We start from the raw sequence: 23,819 nt of genomic DNA, 5'->3' as shown, positions 1-23,819 counted from the left end.
AGTTTTTTAGAGTTTAGTAGAGTAACCCTGGCATAAGTGCCGCGCGCGTGCCGCTTTTCCCCGATTCTGTCGCTATCAAAACTGCGTGAAATTCCGATTTTTCGCAGAAGAGTTAAGCCCGTCACAAATATCAGTTAACCTGAACGCCAGTCAGCCGAGGAGACCGACCATGGACTTAGCCCTTTTTGATCTGGATGAAACACTCATTTGTGAAGACAGCACCAGCCTGTGGCTGCGCTGGCTGGTATCACAGGGATTCGCCCCCAGTGAACTGATTGATCAGGAACAGGCATTAATGAGCCAGTACTATGCCGGTACGCTGTCGATTGAAGAGTATATGAATAAAACACTCTCCCCTCTGGCGGGCATGGCCACGCTTACCGTTGAAGGCTGGGTGCGCCGCTTCATTCACCGCGACATCATGCCACGCGTTTATCCTGCAGCCCGCGAGCGGATTGAGTGGCACCGGGCGCGTGGCGACAAGGTCATGATCATCTCCGCCAGCGGCGAGCATCTGGTGGTGCCGATTGCAGAAAAGCTGGGTGCCTGCGGCGCGCTGGCGATTGGCGTTGAAATCGTGGACGAGCGCTACAGCGGCAACACTTACGGCACCATGACCTATAAAGAGGGCAAAGTCACGCGACTGGGTGACTGGAAAGCGCTGCAGCAGGACGAGGCCTTTGACCGCACCTGGGCCTACAGCGATTCGATGAACGACCTGCCGCTACTGGAACAGGCCGATCATGCCCATGTCATCAACCCTGACGAACAGTTACACCAGGAAGCGTTAAACCGCGGCTGGCAGGTTTATCACTGGGCGCGCTGACTCAGAGCCTGGTCCATCAGGCGTAACTGTTGCTGGCAGCCTGGACACGGACAGCGCGGCACAACCGAAACGGACACGTGGTCCGTGAGGATTACTCGCTGCGCTCGCCCCTTCAGGGCCGCCCTGACGGGCGTTCAGGTTGCTAAAGCAGCCTGTGTGAGCACTGTCCGGGCCCAGACTGACACATAAAATAGCCTGGGGACAGGCTCTTAGCCGCGGGACGCGCCAGCGTCCTGCGCTAATCCCACTTTCAGCAGCTTGCCATTGGCCTCATCGGTCAGCACATAGAGCCAGCCATCCGGCCCCTGACGCACATCGCGAATGCGCGCCTTCTGATCGTCCAGCAGACGCTGCTCTTCCACCACTTTCTCGCCGTTGATACTCAGACGAATCAGGTTTTTCTCTTTCAGAGCGCCGATAAACAGCGAGTTTTTCCACTGCGGAAAACGGGCGCTATTGTAGAACGCCATGCCGCTGATGGCCGGAGAATCCTTCCAGTGATAAAGCGGCGGTTCGGTACCCGCAACCTGTGTGCCCTGTGACTCCGGCACTTTGTCACCGCTATAGTCAATGCCGTAGGTTGCCAGCGGCCAGCCGTAATTCTTGCCCCGCTCCATGATATTCACTTCATCGCCGCCGCGCGGGCCATGTTCATTTTCCCATATCTTGCCGGTCCAGGGGTTAAGCGCCAGCCCCTGCGGATTACGCAAACCATAAGCCCAGATCTCTGGCCGTGCGCCGCGCTGTTTCGCAAACGGGTTATCGTCCGGCACGCTGCCATCGGCGTTGAGCCGCAGCAGTTTGCCCTGCAGCTTATCGAGATCCTGCGCAGCGCTGCTGGCAAAGTTATCGCCGAAGGCGATCCAGAGATAGCCCTGGGTATCAAACGCCAGCCGGGTACCGATGTTGTTGCCGCTGGAGAGCATCGGCGTCTGCCGAATCACCTCGCGGAAATCGCTGAGTTGCCGGTTATCCTTGCTCAGCGTGCCAACGCCTACCACCGCGCCCGCTTTGCCATTGCTGTTCGCTTCGGTATAGCTAAGCCAGACGCGACGACTGGTGGCAAAATCGGGTGCCAGCACCACGTCCAGCAGGCCACTCTGCCGTTCTGTCCAGACCTTTGGCACGCCCTGGATCGGCTGCGACAGGCCGCTCTCCGGGCTCCAGCTGCGCAGTTGTCCGCTACGTTCGGTAATCAGCAGCGTTTTGTTGTCGGGCAGGAAGGCGACGGACCATGGATGTTGTAACTTATCCTGTAATACCTCGACCTTTACGTCGGCGGCAAACAGGGGGGCGGTACAGAACAGGGAGCCACTTAGCAACAAGGCAGTTGAGAAACGGGCCATAACGATCTCCTGACGGGATAGAATGCCCTTAAGCGTAGTCAGCCCCTCTGCAATGATGTTGAGGATTTACAAAAGATTAATCAGGGCGACAGCGCTCTGCTGTCGCCCGTCAGAGTCAGGGCGCGTTAAAACTTACCGTGTCACGCACCATCGTATCGATCCCAGGCTTCAGCTCGTCAAAGGTGATCGGCGTATTGCTGTTACTGACCGTTTTGCCAAAGGCTTTGCGAACCACCCGGATCATCGGTTTGCCCGTCACCGCATCGCTGGTTTCTATCTCCAGAAACAGTTCGCTGTTCTGAGTACGATGCCCTGACGCCGCCATGGTGCTGGCAACGACCGCGGCAACCGGTACCACTTCATAAAACTGCACGCCCTGATTTTCTGCTGACACGGCGGTAATGGCGGCCCTTACCTTCAGAGTATGCGGCGTAGCCTGATTCACCAGCGGCAGGCGGGTGGCTATCGCGCCTTTTAGCTGGATCTCGGTGTAACTGAGCACCTGATCCAGCGTTTGCTGAGTGACGCGTGGCGTGGGGTGCGCCGCCGGGTAGTAGATCAGCGATGTATAAAGCACATCTTTATAATGGCTGCTTTGATAGTCAGGTGATATCCAGCGCAGAGTCGGTTCACCACTGGCTGACGACGTCGGTTGCAACTGGCTGTAATCGCTTAAAAAACCTGAATATTGCTGCTTATCAGCAACATGAGAAGTACAACCACTGAGCAGCACGGCAGAGACCGCCAGAAGAGCAGCAACGGAAGTTTTACGCATCATCAACTCGCTTGTATCAGGAAGGTTTAAGCAAGCATAGATAAGCCAGAGGGGAAATGCAGAATAACAGAGGCGATTTAACGCTGTTATGCAGAATAAATAGCAGGAAAACCCGCTGCAGAGCACAGCGGGCGAAAAAGATTACTCAAAGCAGGTATCAGGATTCTCAGACAGGGTGATGAACTGTTTGCCCCCCTGGGTCAGCGCCATAATGGTGCCGCTTTCGATATCGTAAACCCAGCCGTGCAGACGCAGCTTACCGTTACGCAGCGCGACGGAGACGGAAGGATGGGTTTTCATGTTGTTCAGCTGGGCGATGACGTTCTCTTTGACCATCTCGTTCAGCTTCTTCTCTGGCGAGTCATACTCACGCTGCTCAACCACCGCTTTTGCCGCATCGGCATAGCGCAGCCAGTGCTCAACCGCAGGCATGGTATCCATGCAGGCGCAGGAGGCGATGGCGTTCATGGCACCACAGTTAGAGTGACCACAGATGATGATGTCGGAGACGCCCAGCGCGACCACCGCATATTCGATAGTGGCGGAGACACCGCCTGGCTCCGGGCCGAATGAGGGAACGATGTTGCCCGCATTGCGGATAACGAACAGCTCTCCTGGCTCCTGCTGCGTCACCAGTTCAGGCACCAGACGACTGTCTGAACAGGAGATGAACAGCGCTTTCGGATTTTGATTTGATGCCAGGCTTTTGAAAAGATCCTTCCTTTCAGGAAACACATTCTGCTGGAAATTCAGAAATCCGTTGATGATCTCTTTCATTATTTAGCTCTCACATTATCCATTTCATTACCTGAGGGGCATAGCCCCCTCAGTGGGGTTTGCCCGTTTATTATTAATGAAAACAAGTGAATATCAACCCGCCTTTTACCGGATGCTCTAAACAGCGGCCACTGTCAGCGTTTCGCTTGTTCATCAGTCAGAGGCTCCGCAGCCAATTTCTTTTTATAGCACGGGAAGTTATTGGAAAAAGCACGGTTTGAACCGCCCGTTTTTTTGCCTGTGCTGTGGATCGGCTTTTACGCGTTTTTTCACTACTTTACGCCCCCGGCTCGCCAGCAGAAAAGGTTTCTCTTCTGCTGCCGTCTGACCTTATCTGGCAAGCGTGGCGGGCTACGGCGTTTTAGGGCGTGGCGAAACGGCTGCGCATCTGGCAGCACGGGCGCTGCAGCAGAACCGTTGCAGGCAAGAAATGAGGGATAGGATTGAGCAGGACGGGGTCATTAAAACAACCCCGGCAGCAGGAGGTAACAGCTGCCGGGAGAGCAGGATTAACGCTTAGCCATACTGCTGCTGATGCGCTTTTTTACGTCGCAGATAGTCTTCATCTGCACGAAGTTTGTCCCAGTAGCCTTTGAAAACAGCCGCCGCCGCGGCTTTTTCCTCGTTGACGCCGCGCGGCAGCTCCTTGCCATCTGCGTCATATTTACGTCCGCCCTTGTGGTTGCTGTAACGGCGCGCACGGGTATACCCCATCTGAATAAATTTGCGCGCCATATCCATGCCGACAAAATCATCTTTGCGCCGATACTCCTCAAACAGCGCCATGATTTTCTCAGCCGACTCTTCAGCAATGGGAACGGTACGAAAACGCCAGTGTGGCAGTATTTCGCCTTTATAAGGCTCGACCATCAGCACGCCCTGCTCACCACGCCCGACCTGATAAAGCTCGGGGTGCTGGCGGAAGTCGATAGTGCTGAAGTCCTGATCATAATCGAAAGGTTTCATCTCTTTAGTTTAGGATCAAGTGCGTCGCGCAGCCCGTCTCCGAGTAAATTAAATGCCAGAACGGTGAGGAAGATGGCCAGGCTGGGGAAAATTGCCACGTGAGGCGCGATAACCATGTCGGCCCGCGCCTCATTCAGCATTGCACCCCACTCCGGCGTAGGCGGTTGTGCGCCCAGCCCCAGAAATGACAGGCTGGCCGCGGTAATGATTGAGGTACCGACCCGCATGGTGAAATAGACCACAATCGGCGATACCGTGCCGGGCAGGATATGCCGCATCAGGATAGTCCAGTCAGAAGCGCCGATGCTGCGTGCCGACTCAATATAGGTCTGATGCTTCAGCACCAGCGTATTGCCGCGAACCAGCCGGGCAAAAGCCGGGATACTGAAGATAGCGACTGCCACAATCACATTACTCATGCCGCTGCCCATAATCGCCACCACCGCAATCGCCAGCAGAATGCCGGGAAAGGCAAACAGCACATCGCAGATACGCATGGTGATGCGGTCCCACCAGCCTTCGTAATAGCCGGCTAACAGACCAAAGAATGTGCCGATCAGCGCGCCGATCACTACCGAAAAGAAGCCCGCAATCAGGGAAATCCGCGTGCCGACCAGCACCCGACTGAAAATGTCGCGCCCCAGCGAATCGACGCCAAACAGATGCATCAGCGAGGGGCCGTCATTGAGCCGGTCATAATCGAAGTAGTTCTCTGCGTCGAACGGCGCAATCCATGGGGCGATAACCGCCAGCACAATCAGTACCAGCACAAACAGCCCGGCCAGCAGCGCCACCGGCTGTCCTCTGAAACGCCGCCAGAATTCACGCCACGGCGTTCGCACCCGATTCTCCGCAATCAGCGGCATCGTTTTCAGTGCCGCTTCGCGTCGCCAGTTTTTCATCGCGACTCCTTAAAGCGAATAGCGGGATTAATCACCGCATAGAGCATGTCGACAAACAGGTTGATCAGAATAAACTCCAGTGAAAACAGCAAAACTTCCGCCTGAATAACCGGGTAGTCGCGCATCGCCACGGAATCGACCAGCAGTCGCCCCAGGCCCGGCCAGTTAAACACCACCTCGACCACGATCGATCCGCCCAGCAGGAAACCAAACTGCAGCCCCATCATCGTTACCACCGGGATCATGGCGTTGCGCAGGCCATGCTTGACCACCACCAGCGACTCGCGCACCCCTTTGGCCCGGGCGGTCCGCATATAATCTTCCTGCATCACCTCCACGAACGAGGCACGGGTAAAGCGCGCCATCACCGCCGCCACCGCCGCACCCAGGGTGATGGAGGGCAGAATGTAATGTTTCCAGCTCTCTGCCCCGACGGTTGGCAGCCATCCCAGCTCCACCGAGAAGACCTGCATCAGCAGCATGCCCAGTGCAAAGGCGGGAAACGAAATGCCCGACACCGCCAGCGTCATCCCCAGTCGATCGGGCCAGCGATTGCGCCAGACAGCGGAAACGATGCCGATTGACATGCCAAAAATCACTGCCCAGATCATGCTGACCAGTGTCAGCCACAAAGTTGGCATAAAGCGTGAGGCGATCTCCTCCGCGACCGGCCGCTTCGAGACCATCGACTGGCCGAAATCGCCCTGCAGCGCATTCAGCATAAAGTGCCAGAACTGCTGCGGCAGCGGCAGGTCGAGTCCCAGCTCCTGACGCACCAGCGCCACCACCGAGGCATCGGCTTCCGGCCCGGCGATCAGACGCGCCGGGTCGCCCGGCAGCAGGTGAACAAACAGGAACACCAGCACCGCCACAATCAGCAGCGTGGGGATCAGCCCAAAGAGTCGTTTGAGAAAATAGTTAAACATGCAACATCCTGCAGCTGCGGCCAGCCTCGCGGGCTGGCCTGCTCCGTTACTTCAGAGTTGCCTCATCGAAATTGAATGAGGTATCGGGCATCACATAAAAACCGCTGAGGTTTTTGCTGTTGGCAGAAACCAGCTGCTCAACCACCAGTGGGATCCACGGATGATCCTGCCAGATGGTATCCTGCGCATCTTTGTAGAGACGCGCTTTCTCGGCACGGTCAGTGGTTTTCAGCGCATCTGCCAGATCTTTATCGACCTTAGGATTGCTGTAAAACGCGGTATTGAAGATCGCCGGTGGCCAGGCCGTAGTAGCAAACAGTGGCGTCAGCGCCCAGTCCGCTTCGCCGGTTGAGGCGGACCAGCCGGTGTAGAACATGCGCACGCCGCTCTCTTTCTGGCCCTTGCCTTCTACTTCAGCGGCACGCTGACCCGCATCCATCGCCGTAACTTTAACTTTCACGCCAACCTGCGCCAGCTGCTGCTGGGTGAACTGCAACACTTTCTGCGCGGTGCTGTGGTTGTGTGACGACCAGAGCGTGGTTTCAAACCCGTTCGGGTAACCCGCCTCTTTCAGCAGGGCTTTCGCTTTGGCCGGATCGTAGCTGATGGCCGGATAGGTCTGAGCGAAGTCGATGGTGGGCGGCACGATGCCGGTAGCGGGCGTGGCGTAACCGGAGAACGCCACTTTCGCCAGCGCCTGACGGTTGATGGCATACTCCAGCGCTTCACGCACCTTTGGATTGTCGAACGGCTTCTGAGTGACATTAAGGCTGATGTAACGCTGCATAATCGATGGCGTCGTTACCACAGCAAGCTTGCTGTTCTTCTCCAGCAGTTTTGCCTGCTCATAGGGCACCGGGAAAGCAAAGTTCGCTTCGCCGGTCTGCAGCATCGCCGCGCGGGTGTTGTTATCCACCACCGGTCGCCAGGTAATGCTGTCCAGCTTCGGATAGCCCGGCTTCCAGTAGCCGTCCCACTTTTTCACCTTCACAAAATCGGTCTGGTTCCAGGTTTCAAACACAAACGGGCCGGTTCCTACCGGATGGAAACCGATCTCCTTGCCATATTTTTTCAGCGCGGTGGGTGAAATCATCGCCGCCGCCGGATGGGCCAGAATGTTGATAAAGGCGGAGAACGGCTCTTTCAGCGTCACTTTCACCGTAGTTGGATCCACCACTTCGGTGCTGGCGATATGTTTAAACAGGTTGTAGCGCTTGAGATGGTTATCCGGATTGCTGGCACGATCGAGGTTGACCTTTACCGCTTCCGCATTGAAGTCAGTGCCATCCTGGAATTTAACTCCGGAACGCAGTTTGATGGTGTAGGTCAGGCCGTCGGCGCTGGCCTGATAGCTCTCAGCCAGCACGTTGGTGAGCTTCATCTCTTTATCAAAGCCAAACAGGCCCTGATAGAAGGATTTCGCGACCGCCTGCGACAGCGTGTCGTTGGCGTCATAGGGATCGAGAGTGGTGAAGTTGGACGCGACGGCAATCACCGCATCCTGTGCTGCCCAGGCGGGCAATGCCATTGCGCTGCTTAACACGCCAGCCGCCAGTAACCCTTTACGCATCGTAATCTGCATCTTGTTCTCCTGTAATCCCTGTCGGGTTGGTCGCCGGGGCGACATCGTCACTGTTCAGGTCGCACTGATAACGTGGCGGGCGACGAAATGGCCCGGAGCCACCTCCATCAGCGGCGCCACTTCAGGTTCATCCCCTAACGCATGAATCGGGCTGGGGATCTCATCGACCAGTAAGGCTCGTTCGCGACGCCGGTGAGCCGGATCGGCTACCGGCACCGCCGCCATGAGTTTTCGGGTATAAGGGTGCTGAGGCTGCTCAAACACCGCCTGACGCGGCCCCATCTCGACAATCTGACCGAGATACATCACCGCCACGCGGTGGCTGATACGCTCCACCACCGCCATATCGTGAGAAATAAACAGGAAGGCGATGCCAAACTCGCGCTGCAGGTCGAGCATCAGATTAATAATCTGCGCCTGAATTGACACATCCAGCGCCGAGACGGACTCATCGGCGATCACCACTTTGGGATTCAGCGCCAGCGCGCGGGCTATACAGATGCGCTGACGCTGGCCGCCGGAAAACTCATGGGGATAGCGCTGAGCATGTTCCGGCAGCAGACCCACCTTATCCAGCAGCCAGGCAACGCGCTGCTCCGCCTCGCGACGCGGCATCGCCTTGTGAACCAGCAGCGGCTCCATAATGGAGAAGCCAACCGTCAGCCGGGGATCCAGCGAGGCGTAGGGATCCTGGAAGATAAACTGAATGTCGCGTCGCAGATGGGCCAGCGCGGCACCTGACAAATGGTCTATTCGCTGTCCGTCAAAGGTCAGGGTGCCACCCTGACTGGCAACCAGCTTCAGCAGCGATCGCCCGGTGGTCGATTTACCACACCCAGATTCTCCCACCAGCGCCAGTGTCTCACCGGCATAGAGATCAAAACTGACTTTTTCGACGGCATGCACCCGGCTTTTGACGCGGTTCAGCAGGCCGCCGCGAATATCAAAGCGGGTGACCAGATCGCGCACCTGCAAAATGGGTGGCTGCAGGCGGCGAACCGTATCCTGCGGAACGTCATCAACGGCATCGCTGTGCAGCAACGGAAATTTGGCCGGCAGGGGCTGGCCCTGCATCGAACCGAGCTTTGGCACCGCCGCCAGCAGCGCCTGGGTATAGGGCTGCTGCGGTGCGCTGAACAGCTCAGCGACCGGAGCATTTTCTACCACTTCGCCGCGATACATCACCTGAACCCGATCGGCCATTTCGGCGACCACGCCCATATCGTGAGTGATAAAAATCACCCCCATCTGCATCTCTTTTTGCAGCACGCGGATAAGCTGCAAAATCTGCGCCTGAATGGTGACGTCGAGCGCGGTGGTCGGCTCATCGGCAATCAGCAGGGCCGGTTTGCAGCAGAGCGCCATGGCGATCATCACGCGCTGACGCATCCCGCCCGACAGCTGATGCGGGAAGCGGGATAACACATTTTGCGCATCCGGGATTCGTACCAGATCCAGCATCCGGCGCGCCTCGGCCAGCGCGCCGGCGTGGCTCAGGCCCTGATGCAGACGGATGGATTCCGCAATCTGCTCGCCCACGGAGAAGACCGGATTCAGCGAGGTCATCGGCTCCTGAAAGATCATCGCCATATCTGCACCGCGCACCCGCCGCATCTGACCTTTTGAAGCGCGCATCAGATCCAGCACGTCGCCGTTGCGACGCCGCAACAGCACCTCGCCGCTGACCCTCCCGCCAGCCTGCTCAATCAGCCGCATCAGCGCCAGCGAGGTCACTGATTTCCCCGAGCCTGACTCCCCCACCAGCGCCAGCGTTTCGCCGCGAAACAGATCGAGTGACAAATGACGCACCGCGTCAGTGACGGTGGTTTCGTGCTGAAAACGCACATTGAGATCGCGCACCGCCAGGACCTGCTCAGGGGCCAGCGGCGGTAACGTTTGCCTGTCGCTCATCTCTGCTCCTTAACTTTCGCGATAGATAGCGACGTCTGCCACTTCGCCAACCCGCGCCACACCGCGATACATCCCTTCGCTGTTGAAAGGCAGCGCTACGTTGCCTGCGCGGTCGACGGCAATCAGCCCCCCGCTGCCGCCCAGCTCCAGCACACTGTCATGAATAACATTAACCGTGGCCTGCTGCAGTGAGCGCCCGGCGTAGCGCATCTGCGCTGCCACATCGTAGGCCGCCAGCGTCCGCATAAAGACTTCCCCGGTGCCGGTACAGGAGACCGCCACGCTGTCGTTACTGGCGTAGCAGCCTGCGCCCGGCAGCGGCGAGTCGCCGACCCGTCCGGCCTGCTTGTTGGTCATACCGCCCGTTGACGTGGCGGCCGCGAGGTTGCCCTCAAGATCCAGCGCGACGGCCCCCACCGTACCAAACTTACGGTCCGGGTCGAGCGGGTCATCGCTGTGCGCGGCACCATCATGGTCCAGCACTGCCGTATCGCTGTTCAGCGCGCGCTGCAACTGCTCCCAGCGTTCCGGAGTCGAGAAGTAATCAGGCGTGACCGTTTCCAGCCCGTGCGCTTCAGCAAACTGCTCTGCGCCCTCGCCGATAAACAGGACATGCTCGCTATGTTCCAGCACGGCACGTGCCGCCAGCACCGGATTCCGTACCCGCGTTACGCCCGCGACCGCCCCTGCACCCAGGGTGCGGCCATCCATGATGCAGGCATCGAGTTCATGGGTGCCCTGATGGGTGAAGACCGCGCCTTTACCGGCGTTGAACAGCGGGCACTCTTCCAGTAGCCGCACCGCTTCGGTCACCGCATCGAGTGCGCTGCCGCCCTGAGCCAGTATCTGCTGGCCCTGAGTGACAATATCGTGTAGCGCCTGACGATAGAGTTGCTCTTTTTCGGCGCTCATTGCTGAGCGCGTAATGGCACCGGCGCCTCCATGAATGGCGATCACTGCATTGACCATAACGATCTACCCTGTGGTTGCATCAGGACGAAAAACACTGATTTAAAATGGTTTTCACCCATTTTTGGTGATTTTTGACTATAGAAAGCCTGCTAAGTGTTGTAAAGCGGAAACTGTTCCTGTGGTTATAACCTTTTCTTACCGCCATATTTCACTTTGGCCACAACAACAGGCAAGTCAGGCCGACACCGATGTGACTCAGCGGCTAATTCCCACCATAATAGGCAGCATCTGAGATAACCAGGCTGGAATATCCATGGAAAGTTTTACTGCAGGCTTGATCTCCCTTGAGGAGGCACAACAAAAAATGCTGTCACAGCTGACGCCCGTCACCGACTCTCTTAGCGTGCCGCTGGCCGAAGCGGTCGGGCGTATCACCGCCAAAGCGGTGACCTCACCGATTGCCGTGCCGCCATTTGATAACTCTGCGATGGATGGCTACGCCGTCAGACTGGCAGACGCCAGCAGCGGTCAGCCGCTGCCGGTGGCGGGTAAAGCCTTTGCCGGCGCACCGTTTAGCGGTGAGTGGCCGCAGGGCAGCGTGATTCGCATCATGACCGGTGCGCCGGTGCCCGCAGGCTGTGAAGCAGTAGTAATGCAGGAGCAGACCGAAACACAGGGTGATGCGATTATGATCACCGCGCCGGTCCGTCCCGGACAGAACATTCGTCTCATCGGTGATGATATTCAGCCAGGCACCGTGGTGCTGGAAGCGGGAACGCGTCTGGGTGCCGCGGAGCTGCCACTGCTCGCCTCACTGGGTATCGCGCAGGTCAGCGTGCTGCGAAAACTGCGGGTCGCTATCTTCTCCACCGGTGATGAACTCCAGCCGGTAGGCGAGCCGCTGGCCGAAGGCCAGATCTACGACACCAACCGCTTTGCGGTATCACTGATGCTGCATAAGCTGGGTTGCGAAGTCATCGACCTTGGCATTATCAAAGATGACCCGGCCGCACTGCGTGCTGCTTTCACCGAGGCCGATCGGCAGGCGGATGTCGTGATTACTACCGGCGGCGTCTCGGTGGGCGAAGCGGACTTCACCAAAACGATGCTGGAAGAGCTTGGTGCCATCAGCTTCTGGAAGCTGGCGATCAAGCCTGGCAAGCCATTTGCCTTTGGCCGCCTCAACAGCAGCTGGTTCTGCGGCCTGCCAGGTAATCCGGTCTCCGCCGCCGTGACCTTTTATCAGCTCGTTCAGCCGCTGCTTGCCACCCTCACCGGCCAGCAAAAATCAGCATTGCCGCCACGTCAGAAAGTGCGCTGCGCCTCGCGGCTGAAAAAGTCACCAGGCCGGCTCGATTTCCAGCGCGGCATCCTGCGACAGAACGCACAGGGCGAACTGGAGGTGGAAACCACGGGGATGCAGGGTTCACACGTCTTCAGCTCCTTCGCCCAGGCAAACTGTTTTATTGTGCTGGAACGGGATCGCGGCAATGTTGAACCGGGCGAATGGGTCGAGGTGGAACCGTTCAACGCCCTGCTGGAGGCGTAAATGCTGCCTGAATTAAGCGATGAGGAGATGCTGCGCTACAACCGGCAGATTGTATTGCGCGGCTTTGATTTCGACGGTCAGGAGCGGCTGAAAGCAAGTCATGCGCTGATCGTCGGGCTGGGCGGACTCGGCTGCGCCGCTGCGCCCTACCTGGCGGCTGCCGGTGTCGGCAGCCTGACGCTGCTCGACTTCGATACCGTATCGCACTCCAACCTGCAACGGCAGATCCTGCATCACGATGCTGACATTGGCCGCGCCAAAGTGGACTCCGCCGCACAAAGCCTGGCCGCCATCAATCCGCACTGTCAGCTGCATCCGGTTAATGGACAGCTGGACGATGCAGCGCTGCTGGCGCTGATCGCCCGGCAGCAGGTGGTGCTGGACTGCACTGACAACGTTGCAGTGCGTGAGCAGCTTAACCGGCTCTGTCGTCAGCAGCAGGTGCCACTGGTCTCCGGCGCCGCGATTCGGATGGAAGGTCAGATCAGCGTATTCAACTGGCAGCCCGGCACACCCTGCTATCGTTGCATCAGCCGCCTGTTTGGGGAACAAACCCTGAGTTGCGTGGAAGCGGGCGTCATGGCTCCGCTGGTTGGCGTGATTGGTGCGATGCAGGCGATGGAAGCGATTAAAGTGCTGACGGCATTTGGCACGCCCGCCACCAGCCGGTTGCTGATGTACGATGCGATGAGCGCGGAGTTCCGCAGCATGAAGGTGGCGCAGGATGCGCACTGTGAAGTGTGTGGTGGTAGCGAGTAGCATCGGCAGGAACGCGTGTGCTCCCTGAAGCCCGTGCTGAACCAACAAACCGCCAAAAAAAACGGGGTGGCCTGCGCCACCCCGTTTCAATCAGACGATACCCTGACTCCGCAGGTAATCTTCGTAATTACCGGTGAAGTCCACCACGCGATCTGCTTTCAGCTCTATCACGCGGGTTGCCAGCGAGCTGACAAATTCACGGTCGTGTGAAACAAACACCAGCGTGCCTTCATACATCTCCAGCGCCATATTGAGCGATTCAATCGACTCCATATCAAGGTGGTTGGTCGGCTCATCCATAATCAGAATGTTCGGTTTTTCCATCATCAGCTTACCGAACAGCATACGACCCTTCTCTCCACCGGAAAGCACTTTGGCCGGCTTCTTAATATCATCCTGCGAAAACAGCAGGCGACCCAGAATACCGCGAATGGTCTGCTCATCATCGCCAGGCTGTTTCCACTGACTCATCCAGTCAAATACCGTCAGGTCATTGGCAAAATCATCGGCGTGATCCTGAGCGTAATAACCAATACGTGCATTCTCTGACCATTTAACGCTGCCGTTATCTGGCGTCAGCTGACCCACCAGCGATTTTAACAGTGTTGATTTACCGATACCGTTGGCACCGATCACCGCCAGCTTCTCACCCACTTCCAGCAGCAGATTTAAATTCTTAAACAGCGGACCGTTATCAAATCCTTTGGTCAAACCTTCCACTTCCAGCGCATTACGGAACAACTTCTTGTCCTGCTCAAAGCGGATAAACGGGTTCTGGCGGCTGGAGGCTTTCACTTCATCCAGTTTAATTTTATCCATCTGCTTAGCGCGTGATGTCGCCTGACGCGATTTAGAGGCGTTGGCGCTAAAACGACTGACGAACGATTGTAAGTCAGCAATCTGCGCTTTTTTCTTGGCGTTATCGGATAACAGACGTTCACGCGCCTGGGTCGCCGCGGTCATATATTCGTCATAATTACCGGAATAAACCCGCAGCTCGCCATAATCCAAATCAGCCATGTGCGTACAGACCATATTAAGGAAGTGACGGTCATGCGAAATGATAATCATGGTGCTGTCACGCTCGTTCAGCACCTGCTCCAGCCAGCGAATAGTATCGATGTCCAGGTTGTTCGTCGGTTCATCGAGTAACAGAATATCGGGATTAGAAAACAGCGCCTGCGCCAGCAGCACACGTAATTTAAAGCCCGGCGCAATTTCGCTCATCGGGCCATAATGCTGCTCAACCGGAATGCCGACGCCGAGTAATAACTCACCGGCACGAGACTCCGCGCTATAGCCGTCCATCTCACCGTAAAGTGCCTCAAGATCGCCGACTTTATACCCCTCTTCTTCGCTCATTTCTGGCAAAGAATAAATACGGTCGCGCTCCTGCTTCACTTCCCATAACTCATGGTGACCCATGATAACGGTGTCCAGCACGCTAAATTGTTCAAAGGCGAACTGATCCTGACGCAACTTACCGATGCGCTCGTTGGGATCGTAAGAAACATTGCCGCCTGAAGGCACCAGATCGCCACCCAAAATCTTCATGAAGGTGGATTTTCCGCTGCCGTTCGCACCGATTAAACCGTAACGATTACCGCCGCCAAATTTAACGGAGATATTTTCGAACAGTGGCTTGCTGCCAAACTGCATGGTGATATTGCTGCTAACTAACACGGCATTGACCTTTGTGAAGAGAATGGATGAAAAAACGGCGGCTATTATGCCAGATGTGACGCAGCGCACGCCAGCGTCAGCCGTGGATTCCTTGCGGGGTGATTGATATCCCGGCAGAAATAAAAAAGCCGGAAGGCCATGATGGCCCCCCGGCTCCCACTTACAAGGATTGTGTTGATCAATCGATCAGGAAACTGTCCAGGCTTTTACCGGAATCCAGCGCTTTTTTAATCGCTGCCGGGGTACGGCCCTGGCCAGTCCAGGATTTCTGCTCACCATTTTCGTCGGTGTAAGAATATTTAGCCGGACGCGGCGCACGCTTGGTACGTTTTTTCCCGCTTTCCAGTGCACCTAATAATTCATTAGGATCGATACCGTCAGCCAGCAGCATTTCGCGATATTTAGAAAGCTTTTCTTCTTTTTCGCGATTCTGCGTCTCTTCCGCTTCTGCTTCTTCACGGCGCTCAGTAACAACAACCGTTAATTTTTCCAGGATCTCTTCAAGATCGGTCAGTGGCAGTTCACGAGCCTGGGCACGTAATGTGCGAATATTGTTCAGTACCTTAAATGCGTCACTCATCACAATGTCCTTGATTAAGGGGGGTTAATAAAACTGTAGCGCCAAGACTACCTAATTCAAATAAAAAAATAAATTATTTTTACGCTACAGATAATTCCTAAGTATTAATTCGGCCGAAACAGAGCTATTAAAATCGGGCGTGCCTGACCTTTTATTAACGCTGAATTAACAACAAATGGCACTTTTACTCAGGAGTTGAAAACGATTTCAGGCAGATTATCCCGGCAGAAGGCAGTTAACGCTATCAACTAAATGCGGGCCATGCAGCCTCATTATTTACGCTTACGGGCCGGAGATAACAGATTAAAAATGTGCCTGCCCGTGACCCCAGTCACACCAGCTTACAGATTATGCTTAAAAAGCCACCCCCGGCACCGTTAAATAGCGCAAAAGAATTAACGCTCTGGTGGCTTTTTTAATTATGCACTTTGCCACCTGTTAACCATTTTTGCCGCTGCGATTTATAGCAGAGTCGGATTATTCGCAGATCGCTTAGCTGCGCAATAACAGTTCCGCCCGGCTCAGGCTGACTGAATAGCCTCACGCGCCCCCACTCGTTCAGTCGTAAGTTGCCTCAAAAAAACGTCAAAGAAATAAACTGAGAAAGGTGACAGAGCTCAAAAACCTGAATGCGGAAAGTGCCAGCAACATGAAAATAATCGCTCGCCGGAGGCGCTGATAATAACCCTGCGATTATCACTGTTTTATTTTCTGCTGGCTGCGCCCGTTCCAGTGATGCTGAGAAGCTCTCTTTATCAACGGGTTAGATCATGATGAACAGCATGGAGAGACAGGCAGCATCGGTTTAACGCTGCCGGAGGAGAGATAAAGCGGTAACTGCGCAGAGGCAGCTACCGCCGGATGACTAATTCGCCTGCGTGGCCGGGCCAAATACCGGATATTGCGGCATATCCACGTTCTGGTAAGTCTCCCAGCCGCCGCCCAGTGCTTTATAGAGCGCCACTAAATCGAGTGCACTCTGCATCCGCGCCTGTGTCGCCTGCTCCTCTGCCTGAGCCAGCTGACGCTGCGCATCCAGCACCTCCAGGAAGGTCGAGAGCCCCTGGCGATAACTGTCGCTGGCGAGATCAAACGCGCGCTGAAGCGCACCGGTTGTCTCATCCAGCGCGGTGACCCGCTGCTGATCGGCGCGATAGCTGACCAGCGCATTCTCCACATCCTGCAACGCCGTCAGCACCGTCTGGCGATAATCCAGCGCGGCACTGGCCTGCTGTGCCCGCGCTAACTTCACGCTCGACACCAGCTGTCCGCCCTGGAAAATCGGAATCGATAACGACGGGCCATAACTGTAGAAATGGCTGCTCCAGTTATCCAGATAGCTGACATCGGTGTTGCGCACGCCCAGCTGGCCGGTCAGTGACAGGCTCGGGAAAAGCTGCGCGACAGAAACACCAATCTCAGCGGTTTGTGCATGCAGCGTCGCTTCAGCCTGACGAATATCAGGACGACGACGTGCCAGCGTAGAAGGAATGCCTACCGGGACAAACTGTGGCAGCGGGGGTAACGCTTTTGGCGTACTGAGTTCAGCATCCAGCGCCCCCGGTGTCTTGCCGAGCAGCACCGCTAACCCATTCATCGCCTGCCGTGCCTGCGACTGATACTGCGGCAGCTGCGCCTGCAGCGTGCTGAGCTGGGCACGCGCATTTTCCACATCGGTCAGCGGGGCCAGGCCATTACGCTGCTGGCTTTGGGTCAGCTCGGTTGTCTGCTGCGCCACCTCAATCTGCTGTTGCAGCGTCTGAATCGTGCTCTGCGCGCCACGCAGCTGCAGCCAGGCACGCGCCACTTCGGCCTCCAGTGAGACCAGCGCATCGTTGCGCTGTTCTATCGCTGCCTGCTGCTGGGCATTGGCTGCCTCAACCTGACGGCGCACTTTGCCCCACAGGTCCAGCTCCCAGCTGGCATCGAAGCTGCCCTGATAGAGGGTAACCGGCTGGGTCAATCCATTGAGCTGGCTGGCCACGTTGCTGTCGAGCTGATCGGTTGCGCCATTGGATTTAAGCAAGCCTTCCAGCCCGAGCTGCTGACGCGTCACTTTGGCTGAACCGCCCAGGGTGGGGAACAGACTGCCCTGCGCCTGCGTCAGCTGTTCACGTGCCCCGGCAATGCGCAGCACCGTCTGCTGCAGGCTCAGGTTACCCGCAATCGCCCGCTCAATCAGGCTGTCGAGCTGCGGATCATTGAAGCTGCGCCACCAGCGCGAATTAATCGCGGCATTTTGTGGCTTTGACGCCTCCTGCGAATCCAGGGTGTTGTAGCCACCCGGCACGGCAGGTTTCGGCGCCTGATAGTCAGGTCCGACGGCGCAGCCCGCCAGCCCGAGGGCCAGCAGTAAACTCAGGGGTTTCAGGCGATGAGTGTAAAAAACCTTCATGTTAGTGTGCTCCTGCACTGCCTTCGCTCTTAATCGGCGACAACAGCCAACAAAATGGAATCAAAATCAGGGCGACAATACTCAGGCCTGAGAAGACATCGATGTAAGCGAGGATACGCGACTGCGCAATCATCTCCTGATAGAGCTGACCGGTTGCCAGCGTGACGGGATCGCCCACCGCCGAGGTAAAGTCGCGTATCGCCTGCGCCCAGTGCTGAAGCGTAATGTTGAACGGCTCATTCAGCGGCGTCATGTTATGCACCATGTGCGCTGACCGCACCTGTTCGCGCTCGGTAATGGCAGCGGTCGAGAGTGAAATCCCAATCGATCCGGCAACGTTACGGAACATGGTAAACAGCGCCGAGGCGTCAGCATTAAGCCGCTGCGGAATGGTGACAAAGGCGATAGTCGTCAGCGGGACAAACAGGAAACCCAGCCCGATTGACTGTGCGCTACGCATCAACACCAAAGTGGTGAAATCAACGTTGGGCGTTAAGGTAGCGGAGTAGAGAAACGCCACGGCCAGACAGCTAAAGCCAAAGGCAATGATGTAGCGCGTCTGAACGATTGGCATCAGTTTCAGCACCAGCGGTATGGTCAGCACAATCAGCACCGCGCCAGGCGACAGCACCAGACCTGACCAGGTGGCGGTGTACCCCAGATCCTGCTGCGCCAGCTGTGGCAGCACTACGGAGCTGCCATACAGAATCATCGCCATCCCCGCCATCAACAGCCCGGCGACCCAGAAGTTGCGGTCTTTCATCACCAGAATATCGACCACTGGCTTACGGGCATACATCAGCCAGTAGATGGCACCGACGATGCCAATCAAGGCCAGAATGGCGAACAGCACGATAAAGTGCGAGGCAAACCAGTCCTCATCCTCTCCGCGATCCAGCATCACCTGCAGACAACCCAGTCCTAAGGTAATCAGGCTGATGCCGATATAGTCGATCTTCAGCTTACCTTTGGCCCATTTACGCTCCCACGGTGGATCTTCCAGCAGCTGATAGATCGCCAGCACGGTAAGCACGCCGACCGGAATGTTGATAAAGAACACCCAGCGCCAGCTGTAGTTGTCGGTAATCCAGCCACCTAATGTCGGGCCAATCACCGGCGCGACAATAATGGCAATGGAGGAGAGCCCAAACGCCTTGCCGCGATCTTCCGCCTTGAAGTAGTCCAGCAGCACAGACTGCTGAACCGGCTGCAATCCGCCACCAAAAAAGCCCTGCAGCACGCGGAACAGAATGATTTGCCACAGTTCGGTAGCGATGCCGCACAGGAAGGAGCAGATGGTAAACATCACGATGCAGATCAGGAAAAACTGTTTACGGCCAAACAGTCGGCTGAAGAACGCAGAGATAGGCAGCACAATGCCGTTCGCCACCAGATAAGAGGTCAGCACCCAGGTTGACTCATCGTAACTGGAGGAGAGCGAACCGGCGATATGCGGCAGCGCCACGTTAACAATGGTGGTGTCGAGGATCTCCATAAACACCGCCAGCGTGACCGTGATCGCCACTAACCACGGATTACTGGCGGGTTTCCAGCTCTGCGCCGTACTCATTCCACCGTTACCTTCGGTTCAACAGAGAGACCCAGCGGCAGAGGATGGTTCGGATCAAGGCCTTTGTCGATGACGATTTTCACCGGCACGCGCTGAACGATTTTCACATAGTTACCGGTGGCGTTTTCTGACGGGAAAGTCGAGAAGCGTGAACCAGAGCCCATCTGGATACTGTCGACATGCCCTTCCAGCTTCATATCCGGCCAGGCATCGACGCTGATTTCAACTTTGTCGCCAGGATTCATGTGTTGCAGCTGAGACTCTTTGAAGTTAGCGGTGACCCAGATCTCAGGCGAGACCAGCGAAAACAGCGACGATCCCGCCTGCACCAGTGTGCCCAGCTGAACGTTACGCTTGGTGACAAACCCGTCATAGGGCGCGCGAACCTGGGTATAGGAGAGATTAAGATCGGCCGTGCTTAACTGCGCCTTCGCCTGCTCAACCTGTTGCTGACGCGCTTCAACATTGGTCTCCTGCTGGCGAATCTGCAGAGCAACCTGTGACGCCACTTCAACCTGTGCTTTCGCGCTTTGTAACTGCGCCTGCGCTGAACGTAACTGCGCGGACGCGCTGTCGATATTACGCTGACTGGTCGCACGCGGATCGACGCCGCGCTGGCGACGATAATCCGCCTGCGCATTAAGCAGATTCGCTTCGGCTTTCGCCTGATCCGCCAGCGCCTGATCGCGCTGTGCCGGATACTGTACCTTTGACAGCGCCAGTTGAGCCTGCGCCTGATGCAGCTGTGCGACAGCTAAACCGAGCTGCGCATTAGCCTGCTCACGCTGGGCACGATTGTCGCTGGGATCGATCTCCACCAGCAGATCGCCCTTCTTCACCCGCTGGTTATCTTTCACCAGCAGCTTCACGACATAGCCGGAGGCTTTAGGCGCAATGGTAACGGCATCGCCTTCGGTAAAGGCGTCGTCGGTGGTTTCAATATTGCGGGTAGTGAACCAGAACCAGAAGCCGACAATCAGCATAATCACCACCACTACCGCCAGAATAATCAGCGGCTTTTTACCGGGGCGTTTACGCTCAGGCTGCTGGTCGTTGTCCTGATTTTCCTCTGACTGACGGTTTTTATCCGTCGCATTTTCTGCGTCCTGCTGGTGTGGATCGCGTTGGTTATTCTCGCTCATAGTTCCCATCACTGGCTAAGGCCCTAATTCCCGGGCATAAAGGTCCTGTTAACCTTATATCGGAAACTGACAAAATCCAGCGCAACTTTACGAAACTTGAGAAATGGCGCACATCCTGCCACCTGTGGCGGGTAGCAGGATGCGTCGGGCCTAATTGAGCAGCCGCAACAGCAGCCAGCCGCTGGCCATCGACCAGGCAAGCAGAGGGAGAGAAAAGAGATGGAAATGCCACCAGACGGCCCGATCTTTCGCCATACGCAGGGCAATAAGGTTAGCGAGCGAACCCGGCAGCAGGCCGAATCCGCCAATATTGACCGCCCAGGCCAGCACATCGCCAGGCGGGACTTTTTGCAGCAGCAGAATCGTCGCCGGAACGTTGCTGATCACCTGTGACAGACCAATCGCCAGCAGGTAGAGCTGCCCCTGACCGAAATGAGAAACCGCATCAAAGTGAGCCTGCATCACCGGCAGACGCGTCATCAGGAAGACGTCAATAAACATGGCGATAAACACCGCCAGCAGGCTCCAGTCGATGCGCAGCAGCACCGGACGCGCCATCACCAGGAACGTGGCAAGAATCAGCAGCAGGACCCAACCGGTGATTTCCAGCTCCAGGCCGGCGATAAACAGCAGGTATAGCACCACGCTGACAATAAACAGCGGCTTCTGCCACTGCGGCTGTTCCGGGTTGTCATGCTTATCAATCGACCGCTTTGAGAAGCTGAACCAGGTTAATACCATCAGGCTAAGCAGCAGCCAGGCGGCCAGCGGCAGCATCTGCACAATAAACGCGACAACGCTTAATTTGCCGTGGCTCCACAGCAGAATGTTTTGCGGGTTGCCGACCGGCGTCAGCAGGGATCCGGCGTTGACCGCCAGCGCTTCGAAGATGATCAGTCGCGAGATGGGTAAGTGAGAGAACTTTCGCAGCGTCAGCGTCAGCGGCACCAGAATAAACAGCGCTACATCATTGGTCAGAAACGTAGAGAGCAACGCGGCAGCCAGCACCATAAACAGCGCCAGCGCACGTTCGTGCCGGAAACGCGCAATCAGTCGTCCCCCCAGCACGTCAAAGTAGCCACTGGTTTCCAGCCCTTTGGTCAGGATCAACAACCCGGTGAGCGTAATAATGGTATGCCAGTCTACGGCACCGGGCAGATCGGCCCAGCGAAAATCCGCCAGAAATGCCAGAACTACACCAATCACGATTAATAAATGCAAAACAGAGTCATGCAAAAAAGATCGAAGCAGTTGAGGCATGATGAAGGTACGCCTTAGCGTTAGCGGGTTTCGGAGAATTTCTTAAATACGGCCAGCGTTTCATCACTGACGTGATGCTCAATACCTTCTGAATCACGTCGGGCAGTTTCGGGACTGATGCCTAACGCCAGCAGAAAACTTTCAACAATGTGATGACGGGCGCGACTCTCCTCTGCCAGTTTCTCTCCTTCACCAGTCAGAAAGACACCGCGGTAAGGCACCTGTTCAACCAGCCCGGCACTGCCAAGCCGCTTCAGCATTTTCGCTACGGTCGGTTGTGAAACGCCCAGGCGGGCCGCCATATCAACCTGACGCGCTTCGCCAAATTCACCAATCAAATCAGAGATTAACTCAACGTAGTCATCAATTAATTCCCGACGATGCGCTTCACGCACCTGCCGAAAACCTTCGACATGCTCTTCAATATCTTTCAGTGGTCCTTTTGGCGCAGAAACCACGCTTTTAGCACGACGACTCATTCAGCTTCCTCATTATTTTTTCCCGTACTGTCACTGCTGTACGGATTTAGCTGCGCTCATTGTAAACCAGCCGCAAAGAAGCTCAAATTTTTCGTCATTAGCCTTGGCTAAAGGATATAGCCAGTGCTATATTTGACGATAATGTAAGCAGCAAAAGAGCGATCCCTGGTGATCCTCTGTTGCTCCGGTGATGATGACGCCTCTCACCGCAGGCTGCTGACTACCGCGTCGACAATGATTGGGAGGTGATTCTATGAGCACCCTGAAATGTTGCTTAGATTGCAGTAAATGCTTCCAGGCTGAGAAGAAAACAACCACGGAGATGAAATCCTGGCTGTGCCTGCTGACGCGTTCACCGTTCACACTGCGTCTGATGTTGCTGGAAAAACTGCTGGGCCATAAGTCTGACGATCGTCGCTGTCAGAATCTGATCTGGCGCGGCTAATCCTGATTCTATGCCTTTCAGCCGCTGGCTGAGAGGCGCACTCTCCCTTTCTGCTCTCTTTTTTTCCTGTTTCCCCATCGAATCAATATGACCTGCGGCTTCAACCAGCATGGCTGCTGATCGGCTACAGCGATCCGGAAAAGTCGGGAAACGTGCAGATACGAGAGAAGGGTGAGTAAATCAGCACAATAAAAAACGGCCCACAAGGGGCCGCTTTTTTGCAGGTCAGCTAAGCTAAACTTAGAAGCTGTAACCTACGCCAGCAATCCAGGTGCCAACGTCAACGTTACGGATACGGCTCTGCTCGTAACCAACGTCAACTGCGAAGTCCTGAACTGGGTTAAACTGCAGACCTGCGCCGTAAGAGAAACCTACGTCGCTTGAATCAGTTTTATCGCGTGATGAAGTATCGTTCTGCTGGAATTTACCGTAGCCGATACCCACAACACCGTAGATGCTTGCCCAGTCGTTCAGACGGAAAGCAGGACCACCGGTCACACCGTAGTACTGGCCTTTGTTATAAATGCCAGAATCGGTGTTATCTTTTTCTGTGTAGGTGAATGAACCGATCCAACCCAGTGGGTTAGAACCGTCTTCGTAGCGGTATTTCAGGTTGAAGCCGTTAGCTTTGTTAGCTACGCCCTGATAGTCGCTCTGAGCATAGCCACCAGTTACGGTGCTCTGTGCCATTGCTGAACCTGCAGATACTGCCAGTACACAGGCTAATGCTGAAAGACATGCAATTTTTTTCATAACCACCTCAAATGTGAAAATACTTCTCTCCTGACAACGCTGAAAATATAACAAAAAATAGCGAGAAACTCTGCCCGGATTTTGTTGTCTAACAGAATGTTTGGTGTAACAGGAAGTTAATGCGACAACCTATGTCATTCATTTTTCTTATAAAATCCGTCATCTTTCTGCAATAATCATTTTGTGCTCATTTCGTTCTTTAAGTTAAATCCTAAAAAAACCTGACATTTCTTTACCTAAATGGCCCTGATTCTGGCCAAAAATCGCTCAGTTGAGAGAAA

21 protein-coding genes are annotated in these 23,819 nt (G+C 55.8%); 4 read left to right on the top strand and 17 right to left on the bottom strand.

The genetic code is table 11. The annotated features are described in order from the left end of the window. Positions 1-169 precede the first annotated feature (169 nt). Positions 170-826 (top strand): HAD family hydrolase, encoded by a 657-nt coding sequence (locus AFL22_RS04210; protein ID WP_033785519.1) that lies wholly within the window; start codon positions 170-172, stop codon positions 824-826. A gap of 209 nt (positions 827-1,035) precedes the next feature. On the opposite strand, the gene AFL22_RS04205 is transcribed toward AFL22_RS04210, so the two are convergent. The 9 genes from AFL22_RS04205 to AFL22_RS04165 form a co-directional block, all read right to left on the bottom strand. Continuing rightward, the gene (locus AFL22_RS04205; RefSeq protein ID WP_052270857.1) at positions 1,036-2,172 is read right to left on the bottom strand and encodes a PQQ-dependent sugar dehydrogenase; all 1,137 of its coding nucleotides are present in this window, start codon (positions 2,170-2,172) and stop codon (positions 1,036-1,038) included. A gap of 115 nt (positions 2,173-2,287) precedes the next feature. After that, positions 2,288-2,947: a DUF3313 domain-containing protein gene (locus tag AFL22_RS04200; RefSeq protein WP_052270856.1), complete on the bottom strand. Its 660-nt coding sequence runs from the start codon at positions 2,945-2,947 to the stop codon at positions 2,288-2,290. Positions 2,948-3,088: 141 nt separating this feature from the next. After that, positions 3,089-3,724 (bottom strand): carbonic anhydrase, encoded by a 636-nt coding sequence (locus tag AFL22_RS04195; RefSeq protein WP_010254395.1) that lies wholly within the window; start codon positions 3,722-3,724, stop codon positions 3,089-3,091. Between the two features lie 516 nt (positions 3,725-4,240). After that, positions 4,241-4,690 carry a DUF4385 domain-containing protein gene (locus AFL22_RS04190; protein WP_010254385.1) on the bottom strand — a complete coding sequence of 150 codons (450 nt, stop codon included), beginning with the start codon at positions 4,688-4,690 and terminating at the stop codon, positions 4,241-4,243. After that, the gene (gsiD, locus tag AFL22_RS04185; protein ID WP_010254377.1) at positions 4,687-5,592 is read right to left on the bottom strand and encodes a glutathione ABC transporter permease GsiD; all 906 of its coding nucleotides are present in this window, start codon (positions 5,590-5,592) and stop codon (positions 4,687-4,689) included. The genes AFL22_RS04190 and gsiD overlap by 4 nt, the downstream gene beginning before the upstream one ends. Next, positions 5,589-6,518, bottom strand: a complete 930-nt coding sequence (gsiC, locus tag AFL22_RS04180) for a glutathione ABC transporter permease GsiC (protein ID WP_052270855.1) — start codon at positions 6,516-6,518, stop codon at positions 5,589-5,591. Before gsiC ends, gsiD begins: the two co-directional genes overlap by 4 nt. Positions 6,519-6,564: 46 nt before the next feature. Further along, a complete protein-coding gene (gene gsiB / locus AFL22_RS04175; RefSeq protein WP_010669736.1) occupies positions 6,565-8,100 on the bottom strand; it encodes a glutathione ABC transporter substrate-binding protein GsiB in 1,536 nt (511 codons plus the stop codon). Between the two features lie 54 nt (positions 8,101-8,154). Further along, a complete protein-coding gene (locus AFL22_RS04170; RefSeq protein WP_050679482.1) occupies positions 8,155-10,011 on the bottom strand; it encodes a dipeptide ABC transporter ATP-binding protein in 1,857 nt (618 codons plus the stop codon). A gap of 9 nt (positions 10,012-10,020) precedes the next feature. Beyond that, positions 10,021-10,980 carry an isoaspartyl peptidase/L-asparaginase gene (locus tag AFL22_RS04165; protein ID WP_010254371.1) on the bottom strand — a complete coding sequence of 320 codons (960 nt, stop codon included), beginning with the start codon at positions 10,978-10,980 and terminating at the stop codon, positions 10,021-10,023. A gap of 256 nt (positions 10,981-11,236) precedes the next feature. On the opposite strand from AFL22_RS04165, the gene moeA reads away from it, so the two are divergent. After that, complete coding sequence (gene moeA, locus AFL22_RS04160; protein ID WP_010254369.1) at positions 11,237-12,472, top strand: molybdopterin molybdotransferase MoeA; 1,236 nt, start codon at positions 11,237-11,239, stop codon at positions 12,470-12,472. Next, a complete protein-coding gene (moeB, locus tag AFL22_RS04155) occupies positions 12,473-13,231 on the top strand; it encodes a molybdopterin-synthase adenylyltransferase MoeB (protein WP_052270854.1) in 759 nt (252 codons plus the stop codon). A gap of 90 nt (positions 13,232-13,321) precedes the next feature. Here the strand turns inward: moeB and AFL22_RS04150 are convergent, their stop codons facing one another. From AFL22_RS04150 to mntR, 7 genes are all read right to left on the bottom strand, one after another. Next, complete coding sequence (locus AFL22_RS04150) at positions 13,322-14,914, bottom strand: ABC-F family ATPase (RefSeq protein ID WP_010254366.1); 1,593 nt, start codon at positions 14,912-14,914, stop codon at positions 13,322-13,324. A gap of 178 nt (positions 14,915-15,092) precedes the next feature. Then, a complete protein-coding gene (locus AFL22_RS04145) occupies positions 15,093-15,494 on the bottom strand; it encodes an H-NS family nucleoid-associated regulatory protein (protein ID WP_003850507.1) in 402 nt (133 codons plus the stop codon). 865 nt (positions 15,495-16,359) lie between these two features. After that, positions 16,360-17,889, bottom strand: a complete 1,530-nt coding sequence (locus AFL22_RS04140; protein ID WP_052270853.1) for an efflux transporter outer membrane subunit — start codon at positions 17,887-17,889, stop codon at positions 16,360-16,362. Between the two features lies 1 nt (position 17,890). Further along, positions 17,891-19,459 carry a DHA2 family efflux MFS transporter permease subunit gene (locus AFL22_RS04135; RefSeq protein WP_010254360.1) on the bottom strand — a complete coding sequence of 523 codons (1,569 nt, stop codon included), beginning with the start codon at positions 19,457-19,459 and terminating at the stop codon, positions 17,891-17,893. Further along, complete coding sequence (locus AFL22_RS04130) at positions 19,456-20,601, bottom strand: HlyD family secretion protein (protein WP_010254357.1); 1,146 nt, start codon at positions 20,599-20,601, stop codon at positions 19,456-19,458. The genes AFL22_RS04135 and AFL22_RS04130 overlap by 4 nt, the downstream gene beginning before the upstream one ends. A 150-nt stretch (positions 20,602-20,751) precedes the next feature. Continuing rightward, complete coding sequence (locus AFL22_RS04125; RefSeq protein ID WP_022625975.1) at positions 20,752-21,861, bottom strand: SLC13 family permease; 1,110 nt, start codon at positions 21,859-21,861, stop codon at positions 20,752-20,754. A 20-nt stretch (positions 21,862-21,881) separates the two neighbouring features. Continuing rightward, positions 21,882-22,340 (bottom strand): manganese-binding transcriptional regulator MntR, encoded by a 459-nt coding sequence (gene mntR / locus AFL22_RS04120; protein ID WP_010254350.1) that lies wholly within the window; start codon positions 22,338-22,340, stop codon positions 21,882-21,884. Positions 22,341-22,593: 253 nt separating this feature from the next. Between mntR and AFL22_RS04115 the strand changes: the two genes are divergently transcribed. Beyond that, a complete protein-coding gene (locus tag AFL22_RS04115; RefSeq protein ID WP_029518943.1) occupies positions 22,594-22,785 on the top strand; it encodes a hypothetical protein in 192 nt (63 codons plus the stop codon). A gap of 240 nt (positions 22,786-23,025) precedes the next feature. Here AFL22_RS04115 and ompX read toward each other — a convergent pair whose 3' ends face one another. After that, a complete protein-coding gene (gene ompX, locus AFL22_RS04110; protein ID WP_010254344.1) occupies positions 23,026-23,538 on the bottom strand; it encodes an outer membrane protein OmpX in 513 nt (170 codons plus the stop codon). Between the last annotated feature and the right edge of the window lie 281 nt (positions 23,539-23,819).

The organism is Pantoea sp. CFSAN033090 (assembly GCF_001264395.1).
GTDB lineage: Bacteria > Pseudomonadota > Gammaproteobacteria > Enterobacterales > Enterobacteriaceae > Pantoea > Pantoea agglomerans.
The sequence above is the reverse complement of the archived record's forward strand: the minus strand, read 5'-3'. Positions and strand labels throughout refer to the sequence as shown.